The organism is Commensalibacter sp. W6292M3, from assembly GCF_016101315.1.
Lineage (GTDB): Bacteria > Pseudomonadota > Alphaproteobacteria > Acetobacterales > Acetobacteraceae > Commensalibacter > Commensalibacter melissae.
In genome coordinates this window covers 1-25,570 of the sequence record NZ_JACFQT010000003.1, presented here as the reverse complement: position 1 = coordinate 25,570, position 25,570 = coordinate 1, and the positions used below count along the sequence as shown (strand labels likewise).

The 25,570-nt window shown below is 36.9% G+C and carries 22 protein-coding genes and 2 tRNA genes; 4 read left to right on the top strand and 20 right to left on the bottom strand.

Annotated elements, in window-relative coordinates; translation table 11 throughout:
- Nucleotides 1–52: 52 nt before the first annotated feature.
- The 3 genes from H3T57_RS07270 to H3T57_RS07260 all read right to left on the bottom strand — a co-directional run bounded on the left by H3T57_RS07270 (nt 53) and on the right by H3T57_RS07260 (nt 3,379).
- Nucleotides 53–964, bottom strand: a complete 912-nt coding sequence (locus H3T57_RS07270; protein ID WP_122123065.1) for an NrtR DNA-binding winged helix domain-containing protein — start codon at nt 962–964, stop codon at nt 53–55.
- A gap of 81 nt (nt 965–1,045) precedes the next feature.
- Complete coding sequence (locus H3T57_RS07265) at nt 1,046–2,776, bottom strand: ShlB/FhaC/HecB family hemolysin secretion/activation protein (RefSeq protein WP_198193725.1); 1,731 nt, start codon at nt 2,774–2,776, stop codon at nt 1,046–1,048.
- A gap of 333 nt (nt 2,777–3,109) precedes the next feature.
- Entirely contained in the window at nt 3,110–3,379 is a 270-nt protein-coding gene (locus tag H3T57_RS07260; RefSeq protein WP_110439398.1) for a hypothetical protein, read from the bottom strand.
- Nucleotides 3,380–3,543: 164 nt separating this feature from the next.
- On the opposite strand from H3T57_RS07260, the gene H3T57_RS07255 reads away from it, so the two are divergent.
- Nucleotides 3,544–4,293 carry a helix-turn-helix transcriptional regulator gene (locus H3T57_RS07255; RefSeq protein WP_198193724.1) on the top strand — a complete coding sequence of 250 codons (750 nt, stop codon included), beginning with the start codon at nt 3,544–3,546 and terminating at the stop codon, nt 4,291–4,293.
- Between the two features lie 73 nt (nt 4,294–4,366).
- Here H3T57_RS07255 and H3T57_RS07250 read toward each other — a convergent pair whose 3' ends face one another.
- The 11 genes from H3T57_RS07250 to H3T57_RS07205 all read right to left on the bottom strand — a co-directional run bounded on the left by H3T57_RS07250 (nt 4,367) and on the right by H3T57_RS07205 (nt 14,124).
- Nucleotides 4,367–4,816, bottom strand: a complete 450-nt coding sequence (locus H3T57_RS07250; protein ID WP_198193723.1) for a YdcF family protein — start codon at nt 4,814–4,816, stop codon at nt 4,367–4,369.
- Between the two features lie 461 nt (nt 4,817–5,277).
- Nucleotides 5,278–5,457 (bottom strand): hypothetical protein, encoded by a 180-nt coding sequence (locus H3T57_RS07245; RefSeq protein ID WP_155564986.1) that lies wholly within the window; start codon nt 5,455–5,457, stop codon nt 5,278–5,280.
- A gap of 161 nt (nt 5,458–5,618) precedes the next feature.
- The gene (gene holA / locus H3T57_RS07240; protein WP_198193721.1) at nt 5,619–6,683 is read right to left on the bottom strand and encodes a DNA polymerase III subunit delta; all 1,065 of its coding nucleotides are present in this window, start codon (nt 6,681–6,683) and stop codon (nt 5,619–5,621) included.
- Nucleotides 6,684–6,717: 34 nt separating this feature from the next.
- A complete protein-coding gene (locus H3T57_RS07235; protein WP_155566358.1) occupies nt 6,718–7,434 on the bottom strand; it encodes a hypothetical protein in 717 nt (238 codons plus the stop codon).
- Nucleotides 7,434–10,046: a leucine--tRNA ligase gene (leuS, locus tag H3T57_RS07230; protein ID WP_198193718.1), complete on the bottom strand. Its 2,613-nt coding sequence runs from the start codon at nt 10,044–10,046 to the stop codon at nt 7,434–7,436. The genes H3T57_RS07235 and leuS overlap by 1 nt, the downstream gene beginning before the upstream one ends.
- A gap of 24 nt (nt 10,047–10,070) precedes the next feature.
- On the bottom strand, nt 10,071–10,565 hold the full coding sequence (locus H3T57_RS07225; protein WP_110439391.1) for a DUF3576 domain-containing protein: 495 nt from the start codon (nt 10,563–10,565) through the stop codon (nt 10,071–10,073).
- Between the two features lie 153 nt (nt 10,566–10,718).
- Nucleotides 10,719–11,963, bottom strand: coding sequence for a LarC family nickel insertion protein (locus tag H3T57_RS07220; protein WP_198193710.1), 1,245 nt, complete (start codon nt 11,961–11,963; stop codon nt 10,719–10,721).
- 156 nt (nt 11,964–12,119) lie between these two features.
- A complete protein-coding gene (locus H3T57_RS07215) occupies nt 12,120–12,875 on the bottom strand; it encodes an aspartyl/asparaginyl beta-hydroxylase domain-containing protein (protein ID WP_198193708.1) in 756 nt (251 codons plus the stop codon).
- A gap of 255 nt (nt 12,876–13,130) precedes the next feature.
- Nucleotides 13,131–13,206 (bottom strand) — tRNA-Glu (locus tag H3T57_RS07210).
- A gap of 188 nt (nt 13,207–13,394) precedes the next feature.
- Entirely contained in the window at nt 13,395–13,529 is a 135-nt protein-coding gene (locus tag H3T57_RS09160; RefSeq protein ID WP_255412382.1) for a hypothetical protein, read from the bottom strand.
- Nucleotides 13,530–13,752: 223 nt separating this feature from the next.
- On the bottom strand, nt 13,753–14,124 hold the full coding sequence (locus tag H3T57_RS07205; protein ID WP_155566354.1) for a hypothetical protein: 372 nt from the start codon (nt 14,122–14,124) through the stop codon (nt 13,753–13,755).
- 21 nt (nt 14,125–14,145) lie between these two features.
- Here H3T57_RS07205 and H3T57_RS07200 point away from each other — a divergent pair, with 21 nt between their 5' ends.
- The gene (locus H3T57_RS07200; RefSeq protein WP_155567670.1) at nt 14,146–15,135 is read left to right on the top strand and encodes an RluA family pseudouridine synthase; all 990 of its coding nucleotides are present in this window, start codon (nt 14,146–14,148) and stop codon (nt 15,133–15,135) included.
- A 373-nt stretch (nt 15,136–15,508) separates the two neighbouring features.
- The gene (rpoH, locus tag H3T57_RS07195; protein WP_122122994.1) at nt 15,509–16,417 is read left to right on the top strand and encodes an RNA polymerase sigma factor RpoH; all 909 of its coding nucleotides are present in this window, start codon (nt 15,509–15,511) and stop codon (nt 16,415–16,417) included.
- A 35-nt stretch (nt 16,418–16,452) separates the two neighbouring features.
- Here rpoH and H3T57_RS07190 read toward each other — a convergent pair whose 3' ends face one another.
- From H3T57_RS07190 to H3T57_RS07165, 6 genes are all read right to left on the bottom strand, one after another.
- A complete protein-coding gene (locus H3T57_RS07190) occupies nt 16,453–16,761 on the bottom strand; it encodes an AzlD family protein (RefSeq protein WP_198193706.1) in 309 nt (102 codons plus the stop codon).
- On the bottom strand, nt 16,754–17,548 hold the full coding sequence (locus H3T57_RS07185; RefSeq protein WP_198193703.1) for an AzlC family ABC transporter permease: 795 nt from the start codon (nt 17,546–17,548) through the stop codon (nt 16,754–16,756). Before H3T57_RS07185 ends, H3T57_RS07190 begins: the two co-directional genes overlap by 8 nt.
- 472 nt (nt 17,549–18,020) lie before the next feature.
- The gene (locus H3T57_RS07180) at nt 18,021–19,310 is read right to left on the bottom strand and encodes an adenylosuccinate synthase (protein WP_155567668.1); all 1,290 of its coding nucleotides are present in this window, start codon (nt 19,308–19,310) and stop codon (nt 18,021–18,023) included.
- A gap of 73 nt (nt 19,311–19,383) precedes the next feature.
- Complete coding sequence (locus H3T57_RS07175; protein WP_155566349.1) at nt 19,384–20,529, bottom strand: ATP phosphoribosyltransferase regulatory subunit; 1,146 nt, start codon at nt 20,527–20,529, stop codon at nt 19,384–19,386.
- Between the two features lie 42 nt (nt 20,530–20,571).
- Entirely contained in the window at nt 20,572–21,744 is a 1,173-nt protein-coding gene (locus H3T57_RS07170; RefSeq protein ID WP_198193701.1) for a phosphoserine transaminase, read from the bottom strand.
- Between the two features lie 44 nt (nt 21,745–21,788).
- A tRNA-Leu gene (locus tag H3T57_RS07165) sits at nt 21,789–21,872 on the bottom strand.
- Nucleotides 21,873–22,353: 481 nt separating this feature from the next.
- Here H3T57_RS07165 and H3T57_RS07160 point away from each other — a divergent pair.
- Nucleotides 22,354–25,570 (top strand): Hint domain-containing protein (locus H3T57_RS07160; protein WP_198193699.1); only part of this gene is annotated, 3,217 nt, incomplete at its 3' end.

Sequence of the window (25,570 nt, the reverse complement as noted above, 5' to 3'; positions counted from 1 at the left end):
ATACTCAACTTGAGTATATATATGCCATTCTATCCCTAAAATACAAAGAATGTCAATTCCTTACCAATGGCAATTTTGATCCGGACATTGCTCTGGCATCAACAATTGACTTTTGGTACCTAAAAAGTTTTGCTGGTCTGCCACGATACTGGTCAGTAATATGACCGGTCTCCTCAATCAAATTCTGTTGTTCAATCATTCGCCTAAAATTAGACTTGTGCAAAGAACGCCCTATGATACGTTCAATGGTTTTTTGCAATTGCAACAAAGTGAATTCTGTCGGCATTAGTTCAAATACCAGGGCCTTGTATTTGATTTGTGCCCTTAACCGCGCAATTGCTGTAGCTAAAATCCGTCGATGATCAGCAAACATACCCTGACCAGCAAAATCTTTCCTTTCTAGATATCTATTCCCTGCTTCCGGAACCATGCCTGCCTCATATAACAATTCATAGCGCTGTAAAATAAGATCTTCATTCCAGACATATCCATTGAGACCAAATAAAAATTCAATACGACGTTTTGTTTGTTCCGTATCTTCCGTTTTCCGGCTCTGCCATTCATATAAAGCCCCGATTATTGTTTCTCGTATATTTTTTACAGCTGGTTTTAATTCATTTTCCCATGGAAAATATTCATACCAACCATGCCATTCCGTTTCGTTTAGACTGAAATCTTGATGACGCACAAGTCCAAGATAGCTAATCGAAATGGTTCGAACTTGAGGTTGATTGTATATGCGGTCTTGATCGGCAAAAGTATAAAGTTGTTCCAAAAAACCGACGGGATAACGTGTTTGTTGATGAATCCAAGCGCGCAATCCAGCTTGTAAACTTTGATGTCCCGGCTCAAAAGAACCAGATGGAAGCGTTGATCCCTTATGAATTGTCATAACATAAGGCATATAATCTATAATTGATACCAACACAGCAATCAATTCGGTCTGGGTCAAGGCTGCAGACATATATTTCCTTTATCCATTTATCTTGTTAAATTCATCTTTAACAATGATATTTTAAAGAAAATTCTTAATCTATAAAAAAATTTAAAGGCTTATACCAAACGCAAAACCAGCAATCCATCCTTCTGGCGCAAGAATAGACGGGGTAAAGGCATGCGTCACCGATGCATCCCACATAAAAATTCCATCTTTTTTTCTTAGCCCTATTCCTCCACTCCCGATATTACCGACTTTTGGCTTGTCAACATGATAAGGGGTAGCATAGACGGCTCGTGTCATTCCTGCATCCAAAGAACCGTAAAGCTCTGACTTATCCAGAAAAAAATCGCAAAAAGCCTGATAATCTCCACAATGCATATCATCCGTTGGTAAAGTCCAAGAAAGATCGTTCCGAATATAAACACCGGCATTACCAGCCAAATTCTGACGTATAAATCCCCTTACTGTATATGGTCCCCCAATCTGCATCTGCTCGTTATCATATTGACTTTTGTCGCTATATTCACCATGCACAAAAGTGTGCCAAGTCAACGATTTTGTTATAGGCTGATCTCCCTGTATATCCATGATAAATTTAACAAATCGCGTATGTGGTGCATATTTTCCTGAATTATTTATCCAGGTCTTGGTCATTAATCCATTTAATCCAATTTTAGTTCCCAGGTTAATATACCATACCCGATCCCACAATTTTGTATATTCACTTAAAGTTATATTTAGCATTGACAAACGTGCGCTTTTATAATTTTCACGAATATGATTTCTATAATTCATGAAGGATTTTGTTTGATAGGAAATAATTAAAGAAGTTACACCAATTAAATCCCTGGTTAAAACCCTGGAAATTCCAACATGAAAATCCTTCTGTGTTACATCTTCACGATGCAGCGCGATTTTTGGTCCATCATGATACATATCATCTGAACGCCACCATCCACACCATAATAACCACGGACCCATTGGAACGGAACCCTCCATGGAAAAAAACGAGTTATGTCCCAACCTCTGTCGATTATTCAACGAATGATCATATTCAAATGACCACATATCTAATACACCAAAAAGATCAGTAACAATAAAATTCGATCGACCTATCGTTCTGGCTGAAATGCTTTGCCCATTGTTATCCGTACTCACCTTGCCATGAATTAAACCCGCTTTTGGAGTTTTCACCTCAACAATAGAAGTATTATCCTGATGACCTTTATTGATTTTTAATGAGGTTTTCCAATTAGGTAAACGATTCATGTTATCCAGTCCCTGTTTCAAATCATTCAGATCCAAAACATTACCAGCAATCCATGGAAAAGCCGTCATTTCATGAAATCGTTCAGGAGTTCCTGTAAAATTGAAATTTTCAATCCTGCCTTCAATAATAACAATACGCAAATGACCAGAAGATAAATCTTGTTGTGGCAGGTATGCCCTTGTCGTCAAAAAATTGGTTTTAAGATAAGCCTGATTTAAAATATTTAGGATTGTATTTATATCCGAAACAGTTAAACAACGATGATTCCATTTTTTAATGATATGGTCTATTTTTTCTTTTGAAAGACTGTACGGATTTTCAATATCAATATTATTGATTTTTACACAACCCTTGATCTGAGGCTTGAATTTCTCGCCCTGATTAACAGAAATATCGTTGGATAAAGGCAATTCCATATCCATTAACTCCTGCCTTTGACGATATCCTTGATATTGCAATGAATTATAATACTGGTTATTACCAAAACCGTAAGCCTTGTTATTTAAACATAAAAAGCTTAAGCAATAGATCAATATAGCGTTAAAAACTAACGATCGTCTATTCATTAAAATATTCACTCAATAATTTCAGGCATTAAATTATTATTTAACAAAAGTAAATAAACTAATTGAGGCAATAATTATAAGAGTGAAATACATAAATAATAAATTATATTCAATATAATTATTATCAATAATAAAAAATAAATTAAAATATAAATTATTTGTTTATTATAATTAATAATTCTTTAATAAAAAGAATAGATTACTATATTAAAATAATAGTATATATAAATTTTCAATAAACCTTTTATATATACTATTTCAACCAACGAATGGTATAAGATTTTGATATAAAACAGCTATACATACAAATAATGTTTATTTGAATATTATAATTTATTCACCAATCGTTGAGGCACAATAAACCTGTGTCTTAGGACGATTATTTGTATAAGCATCAGCCTCATAAATAGCCTGATTATTACAAAAAGATATATTTTTAAAATGAATATATAATGGTGAGGATCCTAACATTAATTCAATCCATAGCTCTTTTTGCAATTCGTTAATATCCTCATCAATATACGGAACAATTGCCAAACGGTTATTTTTTTGGAAAGGGTCAAAATCAATACATACTTTTTTTAAAAATAATTTTTCAGTCATTTTATATCCTTTTATAATTATATTTCTTTTAAATTATTAACATATTTATAATTATCATTATTACAAAACATTAAATAGTAAACATAGTAATTAATACAAATAAAATTGTTTTTTACAATAAAAAAAGTAGAGATTTTTAGAGAAAAATAAATAAATTGATCTTTATGATCAATTATAATGAAAAACGATACAAAAATATTATAGGTAAAAATGTAGAACGGTATCGTTTGAAAAACAACTATACACAAGAAAACCTAGCTGATATTGTAGGATGTAAACAGCAAACAATTAACAGTATTGAAAAAGGCAGAATTAAACGCAGCAAATATCTGCCATATATCGCCAGCGCATTGGGCGTAAATATAGCTGACCTGGATCCTGATCTTAACAAAGATCAAAATAAAAGAGCCTTTGAATTGACCCATTCCAACAATCACAAGGAAAATATCAATAGCGATATAAATACGGTAAATATTCATGATGTCATAAATGAACATAAATCGACATCAAATTATTTGAAAAAAATAAACAGTGACATTCCTATATTCGCCACCATCAAGGAACTTGACAATTATTTCTTAATTACAAATACACCTGTAGAATATATTCCACGACCCCATCTGGTTAACCTTGAAAAAGATGCATTTGGAATTATAATCGGCAATCATGCTATGTATCCCCTATTCCGTGTTGGCGATGTAATTGTTGTTCATCCACGGAAAACAGTAAAAGAACATGATGTCTGCATTTTTATTGGCTATGAAAATGGATTAATGATTTACACTATTGGAGAGTTAATTCACGAGGATGCGTTATCATGGACGGTAAGGCAATACAAGCTCTATTGTAATTTTTCTCTTCCGAAAACGGTTTGGAAAAAATGTAATGCAATTATTATAAAAATTTTCAGATGATCATTATTGCATACCCGCAATTTTCAAAAATTATTTTAATTTTAACCAGTAAAACAAATAGGCTACTATCTCTCTATTCAAAGAAAAAAATATCCCGCCATGAATTATAACGCGGAGCAGATTGACCTTTCAATGGCATGCCAGCCTGTTTAAAAGCCAGTTGTATTCTGGGTAGATGATAATACTGAGATATTGCAATAACTGATTTAAAATGTTGCTTGGTGCATAATTCAGACACATTTCTGACAGTTGCTCTTGTATTAACCCCTTTTTCATCAAGAATAACCGCTTCACGGGGTATATTCTGGGTAAGTAAGTAATCGGCCATAACCTTAGCCTCATTATATCCTTCTTTTCCCAATCCCCCGCTAACAAAAATTAAAGAGGCCACATGTTTACGATATACAAACACCGTCTCATCTAAACGTGCTTTCAATCCAGCACTTGGAGTACCATCCTCATTAATTTTGGTACCAAAAACCACAAGTAAATCAGCATTATCAATCTTTTTGCGACTACCCAAAAAAACGATAGCTATTATTATAGTTATGTAAAAAAATAAGATTATTAAAAACGTTCTGTAATTTAGCAGCATAATATAAATTTATTGATTTCAAACTATTACATTATACGTTAATTCCATTTGAATATTAAGAAAATCTTTTTTGATCCAGATAAGAACAGATTCCTTTAAAAATATAATAACCAGCTGTCATTAGGCAATCAAATAATTATTATCACTAAACTAATCTTGCCAATTTTATTTAACCAAAAAATATTCAAGGATATAAATTCCCATTCTATCCAACTGAACGTTCTGAATCGGTTAAGATAATTTGTACCCACTTTCCTTGAATTTGTACCCACTTTTGCACCCACTTTTTATCGCATAATCTGTCATGAACTGGCAAGAATATGATAGATAAATATGGATTTTTTAGGAAAAACAAGGAATTTGTCAGGAATTGGCAACATCTGGCATATTCAAATGGTGTCCGCGGCGGGATTCGAACCCACGGCCCCAGGATTCATCTCACCACGATTTTCATCGCCATTGATTGTGAAATTGACAATCAATGTTTGTAAGCTGGACTGTCTCTTTACCGTAGAAATATTTCCGTAGGTACCACCCGTACAGTCTCTACACCTTTCTGTTAAATTCAAAACAGACTTGGCTCGGGATTGGCATGATCGTTCTTGATCGAAGCGTTCCCCGAATTAGAGTGGATTCATCTTACTGTTTCCAAATAAGATGCCCAATATTTAGGAATCCTGTGCTCTATCCTGCTGAGCTACGCAGACACTATGCCTCTTTTACCCTGTCTTTATAAATTTGAAAAGAGTTCCTTTAAATTCATTACCATTTTTTTATCCTTAACCATCTGGGCAATCATCAACATAAACTGTCGACATAATGTTTCACCCGGCACAGCAGTTTGCTTGCTTAAAAGTTCCAGATACTGAACTTGTCTGGCAAGATCCAATAATCGTTCTTTATTCCAATAGGTCATTGCCCTTTGAAAATCATTGGCACGCTTGAAAAAAATTGGTGGATTTAATTTTCCCATTGCAGATTTCAGGGACAATCCATCTTCTTCCATCATGATTCTAACCTGCATCATACGATCATTTAAATATAAAAGTCCACGAATAAGCGCAATCAAGGTAATCCCTTCCTTAAGTCCCCGATTTAACGTACGATCTGCAACAATTGTTTGCCCCGTCATAACCGCATATAAAATATCCTCTACAGAATATTCATTACTATCCCCCAAGACCTGTTCAACAGCTTCAATTGTAATTTCTGCCTCATCTCCAACAAAAAGTAATAGTTTTTCTATCTCATTACGAATAAGAATTCGATCTCCACCTAACATTGCCAATAAATATCGGAATGCATCCGGGGAAATTTTCTTTTTCCCCAATAGTGAATGAACAGTTTCTTCCAGTGAGCGCCCAGTCTCTGCATAACACGCAATTGCCGCCATTAATGGATGTTTTTCAGCCAAGATCCGCAAGGGAGAACGAGTGGAAAGACTGCCCGCTTCAATAACAATCACTGAATCCAAATGGGATAAATTTTCTTTGTTCAAATAAGAAGCGCAAAAAATTTCAAGTTTTTTAGCTAAATTATCCGATGCATCTCTTACCCATATAGCACGTTGCCCACCCATCAAAGATAAGGCTGTCGCCTCTTCAACCAAACGGTCATGATTTTCCTTATCCAAAACAGCGACAAGAAAAGGATCGTTCAAACTATTGGCAATTTTTTTTACCAAGCGGCTGGCACGCTCTCGTACCAATCCTGTATTTTCTCCATAAATCAGATATACACGAAATTGATTGATATCTTGAAAAATACTTGTAATTTTTCGTGCATCGATTTTCATGAAATATTGATACCCTTATTTCATCTTTTATCCATTACTTATCTGAAGGCATTTCATCTTCTGTCATGTTATCCATTCCAACAGGAATCATGGTATTTCGACCGGTAGCCATTGCTGGCATTCCATCACTTCCCGCTGATTGAGTCTGTGCTCCGCTTGTTCCAGGCATCATGCTTGGTAACATATACTGCGCCTTGGGTGTATTTGGAACTTTACTTGTTTCTTGAAAAGAATCATTATGCCTGAACCAGACAGCAACTTGTTGTGTAACTTCATTCGCCAAATTCTGAGCAACACGAGTTTGCGCGGTTTCGTCATTCAACGTCTGAGCAAAATATTGTTCAAAAGTAATATTATAACCATCCATTGTCTGCGCATCACCCTGTGCCAAAATGACTGGATTAACAGATATGGTTTTCAATATCCAATGCGCATTCCCGGTCATTCTTGCCCGACCCGAAGAATTGTCATAATGAATATCAATCGCTTCTTCACTTAAAGACGGGGTTACATCCAACTCATATGTTTTTGGATCTTCAGGCCCATCCCCTGCCATATTCTGTTGTAAAAACTGCCGAATTTGCTGACCAAAACGATCATTCAAAACAGGAATATAAACTTTTTTCAATTCCTTATTGGTATCCAATGTAGCCGTTTTTTTATAGACAGGATGAAAACCACATCCTGCCAATAAAATTGCAAACCCCAAGGGAACACTGGATTTTTTAAGGAATATAGTTAATGATTTCATCAGTTTACCACAAAATTAACGATTTTATTAGGCACATAAATTGTCTTTAAAACCGTTTTTCCTTCCAAAAATTTAGAAACTGTTTTCTCCCGCTGTGCCAATTGGATTATCTTTTCTTTTTCCATATCCGGAGCAACCTCAATCGTTCCCCGTAACTTGCCCTTTATTTGCACAGCAATAACCACTTTTGTCGCGGTTAACAAAGCTTCATCCGCTTTAGGCCATTCACTTTCAGCCAACAATTTGTGATCTTCAAAAAGATGAGACATCATTTCTTCCGCCATATGCGGAATTAACGGACTGGAAAGTCGACTTAACATCATGGCAGCTTCACGACGGGCAAAATCCATTCCCGGTTCACCCGATTTTTTTTCTGCATCAGCCAGAGCATTGGTTAATTCGCGCAATCTTGCAATCGCAACATTCATAGCAAAATTATCCAATGATTCTGTTACCGCAACAATGGTGCGGTGGGTCAAGCGTCGCAATTGATCCGCATTTTCCGAAAATGTATCAGGTAAAACAACCAGCACTGGAACCTGTTGTGATACCGTTAAAACCAAACGGTATAAACGTTGCAGGTAACGGGAAGTGGCCATTACCCCTTCCTCTGTCCATTCCATGTCCCTTTCGGGAGGATTATCTGACAATATGAACCAACGTGCCGTATCAGCACCAAAACGTTCAATAATTGCAGATGGTGGAATCGTGTTTTTCTTGGACTTTGACATTTTTTCAACACGGCCAATCTTAACAGTTTCGCCGGTATCACGTAAAACAGCTTTATTCCCTGTTTTTTTTACTTGGTCAGGAAAAATCCACTCGCCTTGTGCATCTTGATAACTTTCATGCATCACCATACCCTGAGTAAATAAAGCTTTAAAAGGCTCATCAACACTCACATATCCCATTTGTTTCATGGCTCGTGTAAAGAAACGCGCATATAGCAAATGTAATATCGCATGCTCAATTCCGCCAATATACTGATCTACCGGCATCCAACGATGAACAGCCTCCTTTTCTGTCGGGGTTTCGGCATGAGGTGCTGTAAATCGTGCAAAATACCAGGAACTATCTACAAATGTATCGCATGTATCGGTTTCTCTCTGGGCAGCTCCATGACAATGGGGACATTCAACATGTTTCCAGCTTGGATGATTATCCAATGGATTTCCGGATAAAGAGAAATCAACATCCTCTGGTAACTGAACCGGCAACTGATCTTCTGGAACAGGGACTATTCCGCATTTTGGACAATGAATAACAGGTATTGGACAGCCCCAATAACGCTGACGGGAAATGCCCCAATCCCTTAAACGCCAGTTTACCACTTTTTCACCAATGCCCAACTTTTCTAATTCCGCTATTGCCACATCCTTGGCTTTGACTGTTGGCAATCCATCCAAGAATTCAGAATTTACAGCAATTCCCTGATCTGTATATGCAGTCTCGGTAACCTTAAAAGTTTCAGAGGTTTCTCCTTTCGGAACAACAACTGTCTTGAAATCAATTTTATATTTGCGTGCAAAATCCAAATCCCGCTGATCACCACAGGGACAGGCAAATATTGCACCCGTTCCATAGTCCATCAATACGAAATTGGCAATCCAGATTGGAAATTCCTGATCAGGCATAAAAGGGTGCCGAATTTTCAGGCCAGTATCGACCCCTCTTTTTTCAGCTTTCTCAATCGCCTCTTCTGAAGTGCCCAACTGATGACATTCGGCTATGAAATCAGCCACTCCGCGATTTGTCTTTGCCAATTTAGCCGCCATCGGGTGATCAGGTGAAATAGCAACGAATGCCATACCAAACAGGGTATCCGGACGGGTTGTAAATATTTCCAAAACGTTCAAACTAGATTCAAAATCTGCTGGCAAATTCAGAACCTCAAAACGCACTTTTGCCCCTTCGGATCTTCCTAGCCACCGCTCTTGCATCGCTTTCACACGATCAGGCCAGTCATTTAGTGTATTCAATCCATCTAATAAAGGCTGTGCAAAATCCGTAATTTTCAAAAACCACTGGAAAAGCTGTTTTTTTACAATTGGAGCTCCAGAACGCCATCCCTTGCCATCAATTACCTGTTCGTTAGCCAACACAGTTTGATCAACAGGATCCCAATTCACCCAACTTTCGCGACGCTCAACTAGGCCTTCTTCCAGCAAGCTTAAAAACAATTTTTGTTGCTGACCATAATATTCGGGCTGACACGTAGCAAATTCTCTGTCCCAGTTTAGGGAGAAACCCAATCTTTTGAGTTCTTCCCGCATGGCGGCAATATTTTCCATAGTCCATTTAACAGGAGAAACACCATGACTTTTGGCAGCATTTTCAGCTGGAAGACCAAAAGCATCCCATCCCATAGGATGTAATACGCTATAGCCTCTTGCCCGCTTGTATCGAGCGACAACATCCCCCAATGTATAATTTCTTACATGCCCCATATGCAACTGTCCGGATGGATATGGAAACATTTCCAAGACATAATATTTTGGCAATTCAGAATTAGGGACATTGGATACATCAAACAAATGACGTTTTGCCCATTGCTGTTGCCAATAAAATTCTACACGTTGAAAATCATACGATGATGGAGTGGAATTATTCATGTTAGTCTATCAAATATATTAAATTTACTTAAGTTTATCAGCACGCAACTGACGTGCGCGCACCTGAATTTTACTGGTAAGATCTGAAGCTGTATGAGAGGTTACAGGCGCATCGACCCACTGTCCGTTTTCCTTTATCTGACGATGAACAACAACACTGATCGAATCCGATCTCAACCGTCGGTCAAGTACAGTGCAAACAACTTGAAATCTTTCAGGATTGGATGGAACAGGCTGATACCAATCCGTTATAATGCTTCCCCCCACAGCATCAGCTGAAAGCATGGGCATAAAAGCCAACGTATCCAATGCCGCACGCCATAAATAAGCGTTAACACCACCTGCCAGACTATCATCCCCACCTGTGGCTGAACGATCCACACCAACAAGATGGTTTTCGGGCAAAATCAGATCCCGTTCTTTTTTATGACTGGAACAAGCTACAAGCCCCAGACTTAAAGCACTGACCATTACCAAAGAACGGGAAAAAGAGAATGAAGCAATTAAATTCTTCGTCATGTAGCCTCTCCAATGATTATTAAGGCAGCTTGTGAATTTATTCCTATTCGCATTTTGCCTTTTGTACATCAATAAAACGGAAATATTACAATAATAATAGGTTTTCTTATACAGATTTTTATACGTTTTTTAAATCTTTATTCATAATTTCAATCAACTTTTCCCGGAAAAAAACAACCGTTTAACCGTTTCCTCAATTTCAACTGTTGATAAATCATGTGCTTTGGCAATAGAGCGGCATATTGTTTTATCAGGAACAACCGAAACAATTTGATTGTTTAACAGTTGTCCTACAATAACTTTTATTTTTCCCCATGGGGTATTAACGTTTTCATCATAATGAATCAAATTTTCATATTTCTCAATACGCCAATGCACATATGCCGTTTTTAATCTTTGAAATAAGAAACGACGCATCTCATCGGCATGTTCCGGGAGACAGAAAATAACAACCTTATCGGTCATTTGATTAAAGACTGAATAAATTGGCACAGTATAGACAAATTTTGCCCCATTCGCATAAAGATGGGTTTGTAATTCAATTAATGCATCTTGCGATGATTTGGCAAATTCTGCCTCTACAATAACAATTTCCCCAATAACTGATTGTGTATTTTTTCCTTTTGTTGTGGTTCCCACACATAGTCTTAAAAAATTTGGAAGATTATCATATTCCATTCTTCCCCCTCCATACCCTATACGAGAAATCAAGATTGGAGGGCAAGGCTGATAACTGGTCTTTAACGCTTTCAACAATGCGGCACAGGTTGGGGTTAACAATTCCTTTTGTGGCCCCGAGGCATAAATAAGAACCTCATTTCCCAAAAGCTCAAGCGTTACAGGGGTTGGAATAGGTAAAAATCCCTTGGAATCTTTTTTGATTCCCGATCCTACATTCAAGGGAGAAACATACCATTGATCTATCTTCAGCCAGACACATGCAACGCAACAAACTGTTACTCCAACAATCGTGTTCAGCGCTTTAATCTCATGAAAACTGATTTCTTCGATTGGCAGACCTGAGATTTTGGCTTGTGCTTCAGCCAAATTCTGAAAAGTTTCCAAAATAAGCTTTTTCGCTTTTACAGGTAGGGACGCATTGGAAATCAAGGCCTGAATTGTTCCCAGCAACTGTTTATTATTGACTTTTTCATCTTGAAAAGAACGCAAGAAATCATGAGAAAAATTCAAGCCATTTTCTGAAGTATCAAAACTAATATAGGCTTTGATCGTTGCAATATTGCTTCGCTTGACATGCATTAATTCTAGACGTGCGCCTATATCAAGGGCGTCAACTGCATCTTGTAAAATTTGTTCAGGAACACCGGCACTTGCCAAAGCCCCTATAAATCGGCTGCTACTCATACCAGCAAAACAGTCTAAAAAACCGATTCTCACAAATCTACACTTTCTCCAGAATATTTACAGTAATAATTTATAACCTAATTAAAAATTATAACAATTCACTTATTATTCAATAATCCTTTCTGCAACCCCATTTCATTGATTAAAGCATTTGAACATTAATAAAAAATCAAATACCTCAATCAATAACTAATGTAATATTTGTTGTTTATTGATTTTCATAAAATTATCATAGGCTTCTTTAACAAAGGCAGAACGACGGATCGCCATCATAAACAGATCTTGAACAACCTTACCAAATCCTCTTTCCGGCCTTAGAACCTGAAATAATAAAACAACCCGAGTTTGATTTGTATCATTTTCAACACTATGTCTATAGGTATCATCGAAAAGAATGCATTTATCCTGGATCCAGTATAAACGTTGCGTATCAACATCAATCCAGCAATTTTTTTGATCTATCGGCACAGCGACCCCAAGATGACACGTAAGCAAACCTTTGGTCACACCATAATGCGGGGGGATAACGGCACCCGGTTCAAGAATAGAAAAAAACGCTGAATTTAAATTCGGGATCTTATCTATCAAAGCTGCTGTTTTAGGCATTAACTTACAGTTTTCCATCACCCGTAACCCGTAACCCTGCAAAAAAAAGGATTTCCAACGTTTATCCGCGGCAATTCTAGCATGGTCAGGAGATATATCTCGCAGTGAGGGGGCGTTAACAGATTCATTTTGATACTTCTGAACAAGCTGTTCCCATTCTTTACGAATTATATCTGCATTAGCTTCGATTACAGATATCCACGGTAGAACCGAAATATCATATACAGGTTGATCCGGAATTTCTGAATAACGGGAAAGCACTTTATTAAAATAAGGACGAAGTTTTTTCCCCATTTTGATTATAAAAGGTCTTTTAGGCTTTATAATTTTTTTTTGCATAATTTTACCAAAATATTATATGGATCTATTACAAAAATTATTTTCAGTAATCTAATATTTTTCCATTTCACAATATGAAAAAACTGTTTTTATATTATAATGCGAAAAAAGATTTTATTTAAACAAAACAGATAATTTCGTATTGAAAATATTTTCAATTATTTTTGAAGCAAATCTTCTATTACTTTTTTTTAATATCTATATAATCTTACAACAATAATTATTTTAACATATTGCTAGATTGATATTCTCTTTTGGTGTCCCGTACGGGATTTGAACCCGTGTTGCTGCCGTGAGAGGGCAGTGTCCTAGGCCTCTAGACGAACGGGACCAGAAACCTTCTATATTTTTCTTTTATCTACGTCATCCTGCCCTAAAAAGCAACTAAAACTCACCAAAAAATCCAAATTAATCACAAAAAAATAACGACTGTTAAATAGTCCATTTTCAAAGACCTACAATCGTTATTAGAGTTTAGCATATAAAAATCAAAATAAATTGGATTAATTATCTAGTTATCTATTTTTTACCTTGATTTTTTTTCTTTGATAATTCAGAACCTGCTTCGGATTTATCACATTTACTAGCTTTAGGATCCCTTAGAGTTTCGGCAGCTTTGTGAGCTTCTTTTTTTGATACTTCATGTTTACTCATAACAATTCTCCTTTAAATGATTGTTATAATTCAATTATATACTATTTTTCTCAATTGTCATTAAAATATCAAAATATTATATTTTTTATAAAGTAAAACAAAGTATAAAAATCCATACATATATTATTTCTTGTTTTTTTATTTGATAACTGAAATAACTATTCATATTATAAATCCGAATATATGCAAGGTGTTTCATAAAAATTCTTTTTCAATTAACAAACTATTTATCATCAATCTCCGAATCGATAATTTTAACTTCCGCCACCTTTTTTTGTTGATCAATGTCCCAGAAAATCAAACGATCAGGCCCTCCACCTCTCAATGTTATCAATACCATCCTGTCAGACTGACGTGTGACATTTTCTATCCGTGTCCCTTTAGGTTCTTGCAATACACTGATTGGACGTGTAATTTTTAGTGAATTTTCATAAATCATGACAGAATCGTTTTTTTTATGAGCTATACGACTGATAATTGCGAAAACCAGTATCGTTGTGGCTATTATTATCAGAATTCCCAAAAATACAACTAAAGCTAACAATCCTTTATTTTTTCGTGATAAAGAATCTTTGTTTTCAAGGGATATATTCATTGACATTAAGGTACTTTCTGTATGAATGGTTCAAACACGATCGACTCAACTTTGCTTGTAACTTCAGTTCAAGAAAAATACAATAATTTAAGACTTGATCGTTTTTTAAGCAAAACCTATCAAAATTATTCACGATCAAGAATTAAAGCACTCATTGAACAAGGACATTGTAAACGCAATCATGTCCCTATTAAAAATCCATCAACTCCCATTAAAACAAATGATAAAATTGAATTGCAAATCCCTGAAGTAAAAGAGTATTCATTAATACCTCAGGACATTCCCCTAGAAATTCTATTTGAAGACAATCATATTATCGTAATCAATAAACCGGCTGGATTAGTTGTGCATCCAGCCCCGGGAAATGAAAATGGTACCTTGGTCAATGCTCTTTTGGCGCATTGTGGAGACAGCTTGTCAGGAATAGGAGGAGAAAAACGTCCCGGAATCATTCATCGACTGGACAAAGACACTTCTGGAGTAATGGTTGTCGCAAAATCTGAACAAGCCTTAAGCAAACTATCCGCTGATTTTGCAGATCGAACCATAAACCGGTTATATCATGCCATCTGTTGGGGAATACCAAACCCCAGTCTAGGGTCTGTTGAGGGAAATATTGGTCGTGACCCCTATGATCGTAAAAAAATGACAATTGTCAAAAAAGGTGGGAAATATGCCAAAACAAATTATAAAATTCAAAAAATAATAAATCCAGCTGTAAGCTTTATTCAGTGTAAACTTGATACAGGACGCACTCACCAGATTCGTGTGCATTTATCGAAACAAGGTCACCCCTTAATAGGTGATCCTGTATATCTTAAGCGGATTCCCGCCATTGCAAAAATCTTACCCATAGATCAAAGAAATGAACTTCTTGATTTTCCCAGACAGGCCCTGCATGCGACACTTTTAGGATTTAATCATCCCATAAGCAATAAATATCATGAGTTTGAAACATCATTGCCCCAGGATATGGAACGTTTAATAAAGAAAATAACTACGGAAAAATAAAGATATAATAAATCCTTATTTTTCGATTCGAAATAAACACTCTTGCAAAGAAAAAAATAACTTGTTAAAAATTTATTAATAAATTATTAATTATAAAGATTAAAATTTTGTAAAATACATGTTTTAAACTCTATAAATATTAACCAGTTCAATTTTTATTACCTATAATCGAATTTATCGATGAAAATATACTTTATTTTTATGTTATTTTTTTTGACAGGACTAAATTAGTCTGATATAACAATGTTCGTAAACAAAACAAACTTCATAAAATATAAATGTGGGTCAACTGCATTAATTAAAAATACAATAAAGATCAACAAGACATGTGTTCTGTTTTACGCAGACCATAACATCATAAAGGTACAAATCAATGGTTCCTTCAATGTTAGATATCACGCCAGAAAACAACATTACACAATATATCCAGAATATCCGCAAATTTCCCCTCTTAACAGCTGAAGAGGAATTCACCTATGCGAAACAGTGGAAAGAGGAGGGAAATATACAGGCTGCACATAAATTGATCAATGCACATTTAAGATTAGTCGTTAAAATAGCCACAACATACAAACGCTATGCCTTGCCCCTGAATGAATTGATAAGTGAGGGAAATATAGGTATGCTTCAAGCCATCCAACGTTTTAATCCAGACCGTGGGTTCCGGTTTACAACCTATGCAATTTGGTGGATTAAAGCGGCCATTCAGGAATATATTCTTCACAACTGGTCTTTGGTTAAAATAGGGACAACCGCTGCTCAAAAAAAGCTTTTTTTCAATTTACGTCGCGTTAAAAGCCAGATTAAGGCCTTTAGTGACACTGATCTAACCCCGGAACAATTGGAAACAATCTCGGAGAAACTTGGGGTAACTACATCCGAGATTCAAAGTATGAATCAACGGTTAAGCGCTCAAGATCACAGCCTAAATACCCCTATGGGAAACGACAGTGATTATAACGAATGGCAGAATATGTTGGTTGATGACGCCATTAACCAGGAAGAGAGCTATGCCGAACGTGAAGAACTATCCCAACGTCATAATATTCTACAAAAAGCGATGGAAGGCTTAAAACCCAGAGAACGTGAAATATTAACAGAGCGTAGGTTAAAAGATAAACCTGCAACTTTGGAAGAACTTTCAAAAGTCTATAAAATTTCCAGAGAACGTATCCGTCAGATTGAAACCCGTGCTTTTGAAAAATTGCAAGAAATTATTCAAAAAGCACATGGTTCAGATATTGGATTTAAAAACTCAATAAACCAGGTAGCTATTGCCTAAAAATATAAAACACAACAAGCTGGATTATGGCGTATTTAACCTAGAAGATATCGTAATAATCCAGCTGATCCTATCGCGATAATCAGTGTAACCAAAAAAGAGCATCGAATAGCCGCCGTTACCGTAAAGATTAATGCAATCATATCTGCCATCCGTCCTGTAACAAAATAAGGTGCGATCAAGGAAATCATTACGCATCCAGGAACAATTTCCAATATGTTCTTTAATCGGGGATGATCATATTTACTAAAAACAAGGTATCCACCAATTCGTGTCAGATATGTTACCATCCCCATGAATATAACCGTCAGAAAAGCGTGTTCATTAATATAGGTACTAAGCATTTTTTGATGCCTGCAGCATGTGATTGGGAACCAGAAAGACAAATATTATTCCGGTCAAAGTACCCGCAATAATATACCATTCCCCAGGCACAAACATATACACTATACAGGCAGTTATAAGGCTACTTGCCCAGATAATGCCTTTTCGCCATCCCAGCCACATACCACGAAGTAAAACAATGAATATGGCTGCAAACGCCATATCAAATCCATAATGCAAAAGATTACCAAATAAAGGCCCCAATAAAATTCCTATCACGGCACTTGTAACCCAGACAAGATACAAAGAAACTCCTACAGTCATATAAAATATATAGCTAAAAGATGGACTAATGACTTTTTTTAACCTGTGATAACAGTCCTGCAATGACAATGCCCAACATTCATCACATAAAAAGAAAAAAGATGGTAAAATCCTTTTTAATGAAAAATGCTTGCAAAACTGTATCATGGTGGCGCCCATTAAAATATGACGGCAATTCACCAGTAAGGTCATCGCAACAATCAATAATAATGGCGGTGTTTTTTGCCATAAATTAATCGCGACAAATTCAGATCCGCCAGCAAAATTTAAACTGCACATTAACCAGAGCTCAAGCGTTGACAATCCATGTATCTTTGCCTGCGCCCCCAATAACAAACCAAAAGGAATGACACTTAACATTAAAGGAAAAGCTGTCTTTAAAGCTCTCAGAATTTCCCTGCGTATATTTGATCCTACGCGTTTTTCTTTATTGGAATCAGATGTTAACCCATTATTTTTTTTATTGAATATTTGGATAACCATGTGCATCACATTGAATTGGTCAAAATAATATTTGATAATTATCTATTAAGCTGTTAATAAAACAGTTTTTTTAAAAATTTTTCTTTTGGAATATATTAAATCTACAACAAATTTCAAAAGACAAAAAAATTTAAAACATACTGTTATCAATTTTACGACCAGATAAATTTGTTTCAAATGATTCTTAGTTACAATCTATCTTTTCGATCATTATATTTAAGCAATAAAATAAAATTATCTATAATATATCCTTAAATCATTTCTTGAACATATATTAAAAGGTGGTTTTTGTTTCTCTTTCATATAAATATTAATTTTCAAATCTTTTTTTGAATAAAATTCATTAAAATTTTCTTAACAAAAATCTTTTATTCACAAATAAATATTTATAGAACGAATTAAGAAACGTAAAATGAGAATTATAAAAGACCCCTTGTCAGGAGTCACAAAAAGACAATAAATTATCTTAAAATTAGTTTGGCAAAAAATTCTCGGATAATATTGTATCTTCACGTTCAGGACTGGTTGAAATGACAGCAACCTTAACCCCTGTCAATGCTTCAATACGTTCAATATAATTTCTTGCTGCTGCCGGCAATTCTTCCTTTGACCGAATACCAGAGGTCTTTTCATTCCATCCTGACATCGTTTCATAAATAGGTTTCAATCTTTTTTGCGCTTCCAAAGTATATGGAAAACGCTCTATATTCTGACCGTCCAATTGATACCCGACACAAATTTTGACTTCTTTTAAGCCGTCCAGAACATCTAGTTTCATCAAGGCCAAACCATCCAATCCACCAACTTGAACTGCACGACGTACCAGTACAGCATCGAACCATCCACAGCGTCTTGGCCGTCCTGTTACCGTACCGAACTCATAACCTTTTTCACCTAAATATTTTCCAGTTTCATCAAATAGCTCGGTTGGAAATGGCCCTGCACCAACTCTTGTCGTATAGGCCTTGGCAATTCCAAGTATGTATCCGCCTGTCCGTGGGCCTGTACCGCTACCAATCCCCGTTTGAGCAGGCACAGTATTTGAACTGGTTACAAAAGGATAGGTTCCATGATCTACATCCAACATTATGGCCTGTGCCCCTTCAAATAGCACAAATTTATTATCCTTAATATAACTTGCCATTAATTCTGAAACGGGTGCCATAAAAGGTAAAACCTTTACGGCAATAGTATTGAGATAGGATAGAATTTCATCTTTTGAAAATGTTTTTTCACCCAATGATACCAATAAGGCATTATGATGAGCCAACAACTCATCCAAACGCCAATCTAGCGTTTCCGGTTCTGTCAAATCACACAAGCGAATGGCACGACGCGCCACTTTATCTTCATAAGCGGGTCCGATACCTCGACCGGTTGTTCCAATTTTATGTTCTCCACGTGCTTTTTCACGAGCCTGATCCAAGGCCACATGAGAAGGCAAAATCAAAGGGCAATTCTCGGCTACTTTTAAAATATCTGGAGTAATTTCGATATTCTGATCTTTAAACTTGGCAATCTCATTTAACAGGGCCTGTGGATCAACAACAACCCCATTGCCAATAATACTAATTTTTTGCCTGACTACACCGGAAGGCAATAATGATAATTTATAACTTTTTCCATCAATAACCAGGGTATGTCCAGCGTTATGTCCGCCCTGAAATCTTACTACAACATCTGCCTGACTGGCCAGCCAATCAACAATCTTTCCTTTTCCCTCATCTCCCCATTGGGAACCGACAATGGTAACACTGGACATATAGACTTCCTTATCTAAACAACCTTATTTATAAAATTACACAAATATTAAATGATTAAAGCGCTTACACCAATTACAAAGGAAACAACTTTCCTTTTTTGTATATATATTGACAATTTAAATGATGAGCCTCTTCTTCAGGATCGCCTTCAACCGCACAACTCATTAATGTCACATATCCCTCTTCATGCAGTTTGCTCAACTCCTCAATTCTATGACAACCATAGGGAACAAAAACTCTTGATTTGCTCAAAGGTCTTTCCGCTCTTTGCAACAAAATATCTGGACGAAGGGTTAAACCACAAGCAGGTTCCTGATTATTGGAAAGATATCTTCCACCCCGACCAACTTCACCACTAATACCATCAGCATAAACGGAAATACATAATCCTGTATGATAATCCCAGCCTCTAAATTCAACAGGATCAATAGTTAATTCAATATCCGGATCTTGATTTCGTACCGCTTTTACAGAAGCCAGCAACCGTTCAAACAACCGTTGGGCCTCTGCTGGGAAATCTAATTTTCGCAATGCGCCAATAGCCTGATCCGCAGGTCCTGCCGCCTGCAACATAGCTGTCAAAATATCCGAATAATCCCCACCATAATATTTTACGGCGGCAACATCTTTACGATCCAATGCACGCATTAACGCAACCAATTGTGCAGAGGTAAAATTTTCCGGGCAAATAATTGCCTGTACCAGCTGCGGCATCATTAAATCAAAACTGAAGGCCTGAATCCCAAGCGCCTGCAATGCCTGTGCAGTCACAAGAATCACCTCGGCATCAGCCTGTGCATTATCGATGCCAATTAATTCAATGCCAGTCTGTAAAATTTGACGGGCTGCTGAATGTCTTGCCCCTTTAACCCAGATACAGAGACCGGCATACGACAACCGCAAAGGACGTGGTGAATTGATCAATCGTGTCGCAGCAATTCTGGCAATCTGAGGTGTAATGTCTGCGCGCAAGCCCATCATATAACGTGTTTCTGGATCCATTATCCGAAAAGTTTGCTCTGCAATTCCTTTGCCCGCATGCGCAAGAAGACTCTGCTCGAATTCCAATAAAGGTGGATTGACCCGATCATAACCGTAATTAGCAAAAATATTCATCATTTTTTGCAAGCCATGCGCTTCTGTCTCAGCATCAGAGGGCAAGACATCGCAAAAACCAACGGGGAGCAATGCGTTACTTATTTCCAGATCATCAATCATATGTATAGTTGCTTTTTACCTTTAACCATCTTCCCGTATGATTCAGCCATCCGCCTTTACCATCGCAAACGCCCAATCAAGCCAAGGTAACAGGGCCTCCATAGATGCAGCAGTCACCGTTGCCCCACCCCATAACCTCAATCCCAGAGGAGCATCACGATAACTGGCAATATCATAAGCGACCTGTTCCTCAGCCAAAAGCCCAGTCAGTTTCGATAAAACCGTTTTCTGACTTTTATTATCCAACGCGACAAACCAAGGATCCACAATTTTTAAACAAATAGAGGTATGTGAGCGATACTTCTCATCTTTTGCAAGAAATTCAATCCATGCCGTTTTAGCAACCCATTGGCTGACAATCCTCAGATTATTTTCACTAAGACGTTTCAATCTTGCCAATCCCCCGACAGATTGAGCCCATCTCAAACCATCCAGCGCGTCTTCAACGCAAAGCATTGACGGGGTATTGATCGTATCTCCCTCAAAAATTTTTTCGTTCAATTTTCCCTGTTTCAATACACGGAAGATTTTAGGCAAGGGTCTTAACTGTTCCGTTTCCTCAAGACGTTTCACTGCACGTGGTGATAGAGCAAGCATTCCATGCGCGGCTTCCCCACCCAAAACCTTTTGCCAGGACCACGTTACCACATCAAGTTTCGACCATGGTAGATCCATCGAAAAAACAGCCGAGGTCGCATCACAAATAACCAATCCATCATGATGGTCAGGAATGAAATCTCCATTGGGAATTTTAACACCCGAAGTCGTTCCATTCCACACCATTACAACATCATTATCCCACTGAATTTCATCCAGATTTGGCAATTCACCATACTCTGCATAAATAATATTGGTATTGGACAGTTTTAACTGTTCAACAACATCGGTAACCCATTCCGCAGAAAAACTGTCATAAGAAAGCACATCAACAGGACGAGACCCTAGCAAAGCCCACAAAACCATTTCAACAGCCCCGGTATCTGAAGCGGGCACAATACCCAATTTCCATCCTTCAGGAACATCAAGTATTTCAGCAGAGCGGTGAATGACATCATGTAACCTGGCCCGCCCTTCCTTGGAACGATGTGACCGTCCTATCAGGGCATTTTGCAAAACATTGATATTCCATCCGGGACGTTTTGCGCAAGGACCAGATGAGAAACATGGATTTTCAGGTTTTTTTTGGGGTTTGGGAGATATGGACAATCTTGACATAAGCGTTAATAACCATTCATTGCACGTTAATAGATAACGTGAATTGGTGCGAAAGGGGGGATTTGAACCCCCACGCCTTGCGGCGGTCGATTTTGAGTCGACTACGTCTACCGTTCCGTCACTCTCGCTTGCTTATTTCCTCTTAGCAGATAACACCACCAAAAGACAATCTTGTTTTTAAAAAAAATTAAAAAAATTGCAAGTGTTTTTCAAAGATTTTTTCATTTAAAATACATAATATTCACCTTATAATTAAATTTTATACAAAAAATTATGAAACTGGTTACTTATACATCGTTTATTTAACTTGTATTTATTTAAATTTTTTTAGAGTTTTTTAATAAAAAAAAATTAATTCCAATAAAAAGCAAACCTTGCAAAACTTTTAAAGTAACCAAAAATATTTACTACTTTACCAAAATTTAAAAAATTAAAAAATCAATAATTCATTAAATAATATTAAATAAATTTAATGGTTATTACTATAAATATCATTTTTTATATGTAAAAATTACTTATTAATAAATAACATGTTTGTATATTATGTTGTATTATACTAATAATAATATTTCAGGAACGAAAAAATAAAGTAAAAATAAGAGATTACTTATGGTTAAACATGTAAAAGACGACAAACGCAAAGATTTAACAGATGAAAATGGATTTAAAACAAATCATTTTGTAAACTATATTTATTATCCTGTTAATTTGGCGAATAAAAGTAACGTCACCGAAGACCAAATAAGCACTTTTGATTCGATAGGATATTCCATACACAATAACAATCCCATCCTGAATACCGGTGATTGGTACGCCGTTAACTATAATGGAAAAACTATATATAGTAAGGGCGGATATAATCAGGGCGGTACAAATTCATACTTTAGCCTGTATACGGCTGATCACACAACCACTGATCCAAACTATGCCTATTCTGGCCCTGTAAACATTATCAACAGCAATTTGCATATCGAGAATGGAGCCGTAGTATCAGGACTCAATTACTTTTCCACTGACGGGAATCAATATACGCTTACCGTTGATCAAAATGGTAAATTGCAAAATTCCAATATTTTCAATCAAAATGTCTACATCAACAATGGTTTTTCCAGTAATAACAATTACTATAGCTGCCCCACCACAATGGCCGGCAACACTCAGTCAGACAACGATTCATTTACCAATGCCTATATCCTATCAGTGGGTAGCTGGACTTTAACGGGTATAGCCTCCCAGCAGACCCCCTCATCAGGAAATTTTTTCTTTAGTCAGGGTGGAACAACAACAATCAATATAAAAGACTCTACCATAGTCACCAATCCCACTGTCACCGCCGATACGCAGGTTCCAGCCGACACGAAAAGTACGGTGATCAATGTTGATCAAGAAGCAAGATTCGGAAAACAGGATTTTTATTCCAGAAACAACATTGATGAATATTTGAACAACATAACAATCAAAAATGACTATAAATCCATTATCGGTGATGGAAGCTTCAGTGATTATAACGTTGTATATGTCACCAACGAGACATTTACAGACGCCAATGGAGTGACACAGAAAGCAACAACTTACCGGGATTCAAATAATAATGTACTCTATCGGGGAAACGGTCCTGTCAATATCTATAATGTCTCAAGAATAATTGTCAGAAAAGGCGCGGTACTGGATCATGCACAAATTTTTGGCGGAACAATTCCCAGTATCCTGGTTGAAAACGGAGGCATTCTTCAAAATTCCAATATTTTCGATAGCTACATCGGGATTCAGAATGGGGGTCAATCACTCAATAATACCTATTACTCACCCGAATTCTGGTACAGCAGAAATAATGTCACCAGCCGCATGGAAGGGATCTCCAAAAATGATAAATTCTATGAATCTGCACACTCTTACCAGAATCTTTTAGACATTAGTAATAATGCCAACGTTTATTTCGATCAAAATGGTTTTACCGTAAACGATCCCACTAAAAATCCATCCCAAAGCCAACGCTTTTCGGTTGTCAATGGACTTATGCAACTGCATATCGGTTATGGAGGGCAATTCATTGATCCAAGTATATCAAGCTACAATAGTTATTATCTTGATTATTTTGGCGGGGGGGAAAATAATGATCCAAACAGTTCGCCAAAGTATAATTATCCGGGTGTGGATCCTGACCTATCTGCTGATACCAGTAAAAATCCATTGAAATTCGATAACAATGTCGATTTTGCAAATTATACCGTCCGTAACAATAACCCGATCCTGGATGGAACCATTCCATGGCATGCCGTTAAACTTGACAATGGTAAAACGGTCTATCAACGGGGAACCGGCACAAATGGCCCCTATTTCAGTTTACACGACAAGGATCACCTAACCAATGATCCCAATAAAGCCTATTCAGGTCCTGTTAATATCATAAATTCCGATTTTTACATTGAAAATGGGGCTGTTGTCTCTGGATTGAATTTCCTTGCCAGTGACAATTCCAGAACATTATACAATAATGGTGGAACACTGCAAGATTCCAATATTTTCAATCAAAACGTAATTTTTACTGGCAATAGTCATTCCAATAACAACACTTTTATTTCCTGCCCCGTCAACATAAGTGGAACTACCGTATCCGATGGGGATTCTTTCGTCAATTTTTCCTCTAAAACAGGATATTATGATTTAAAGGGAATCAGTTATACAAATAGAAGCTATCTTGACACCAAACATGACAACACCTTTCTATCCAGTGATAATGGATCTGCTGATGTAAACGTAAATGACAGGAGTATTGTCAGAAATCCCCATATACCGAATGTTCCATTGAACAACTCAAGTAATACCATGACTATAAATGTGGTAAATACAGCACAATTTGAAACAAAGGGGGTGCCTACTGGTCCAGAACTTGATAAATATCTCGCCAGTACCGTTATTCAAAATGACAGCCTGAACATTATTGGCCCAAATAACGGTAGCAGTAACAATTGTGTCTATGTATACACAGAAAACGTTCTGGACCAAAATGGAAAACCTGTTTTGGACTCATCAGGTGTACCCCAAACAGTAAATGTCTATCGGGATAGTGCCGGACATGAAATCTACCGTGGTAATAAAAAAATTAATTTTTACAATGTATACAAGGTTATTGTCACCAAAGGTGCAGTTCTTGACGGCGCGCAAATTTTGGGAAACAATATCCCGAGACTCCTTGTCCAAAATGGCGGCACCATAAAAAATTCAAAATTTTATGATGGTTATGTAGGCATTGAACAAGGTGGAAAGTCAATAAACAATACTTATTATTCACCGGAATTCTGGTATTCCGAATGGGACAATCTGGGCGATCATCGAATGGAGGGCACTTCACAGGACGACAAATTCTTTGAGAGTTCTGGAACCGTAAAAGGTCTCGTAAATATCGCAAATAATGAATGTCGATATATTGATGGCAATAATAATGTTGTTTATAATGACAAAAGCTATAACCCTCCAAACAATACACAATTTACCGTAGCCAGTGGTACAACCCAAATCCATGTCGCGGGTAACGGAAAACTAATTAATCCGACGATATCAAGTAATAGCAAATATATTTTGGATTACAGGGATAATGCTCAGGAAGAACCCTGTTACCTTTGTGGCACGATGATAGAGACAAGAGACGGATTGAAGGCCATAGAAGAGATCCGTGCCGGAGACATGGTTTACGCATATGAAGACTCCGCGAGGGTTCTCAAACCCGTGACCTGGGTCGGATCGGGTCACCACAGTGTCCGCAGGAACAGGCCCGATGATGTGGCGGGTTATGCCATCCATATCGTCAAAGACGCCCTGGCTGACA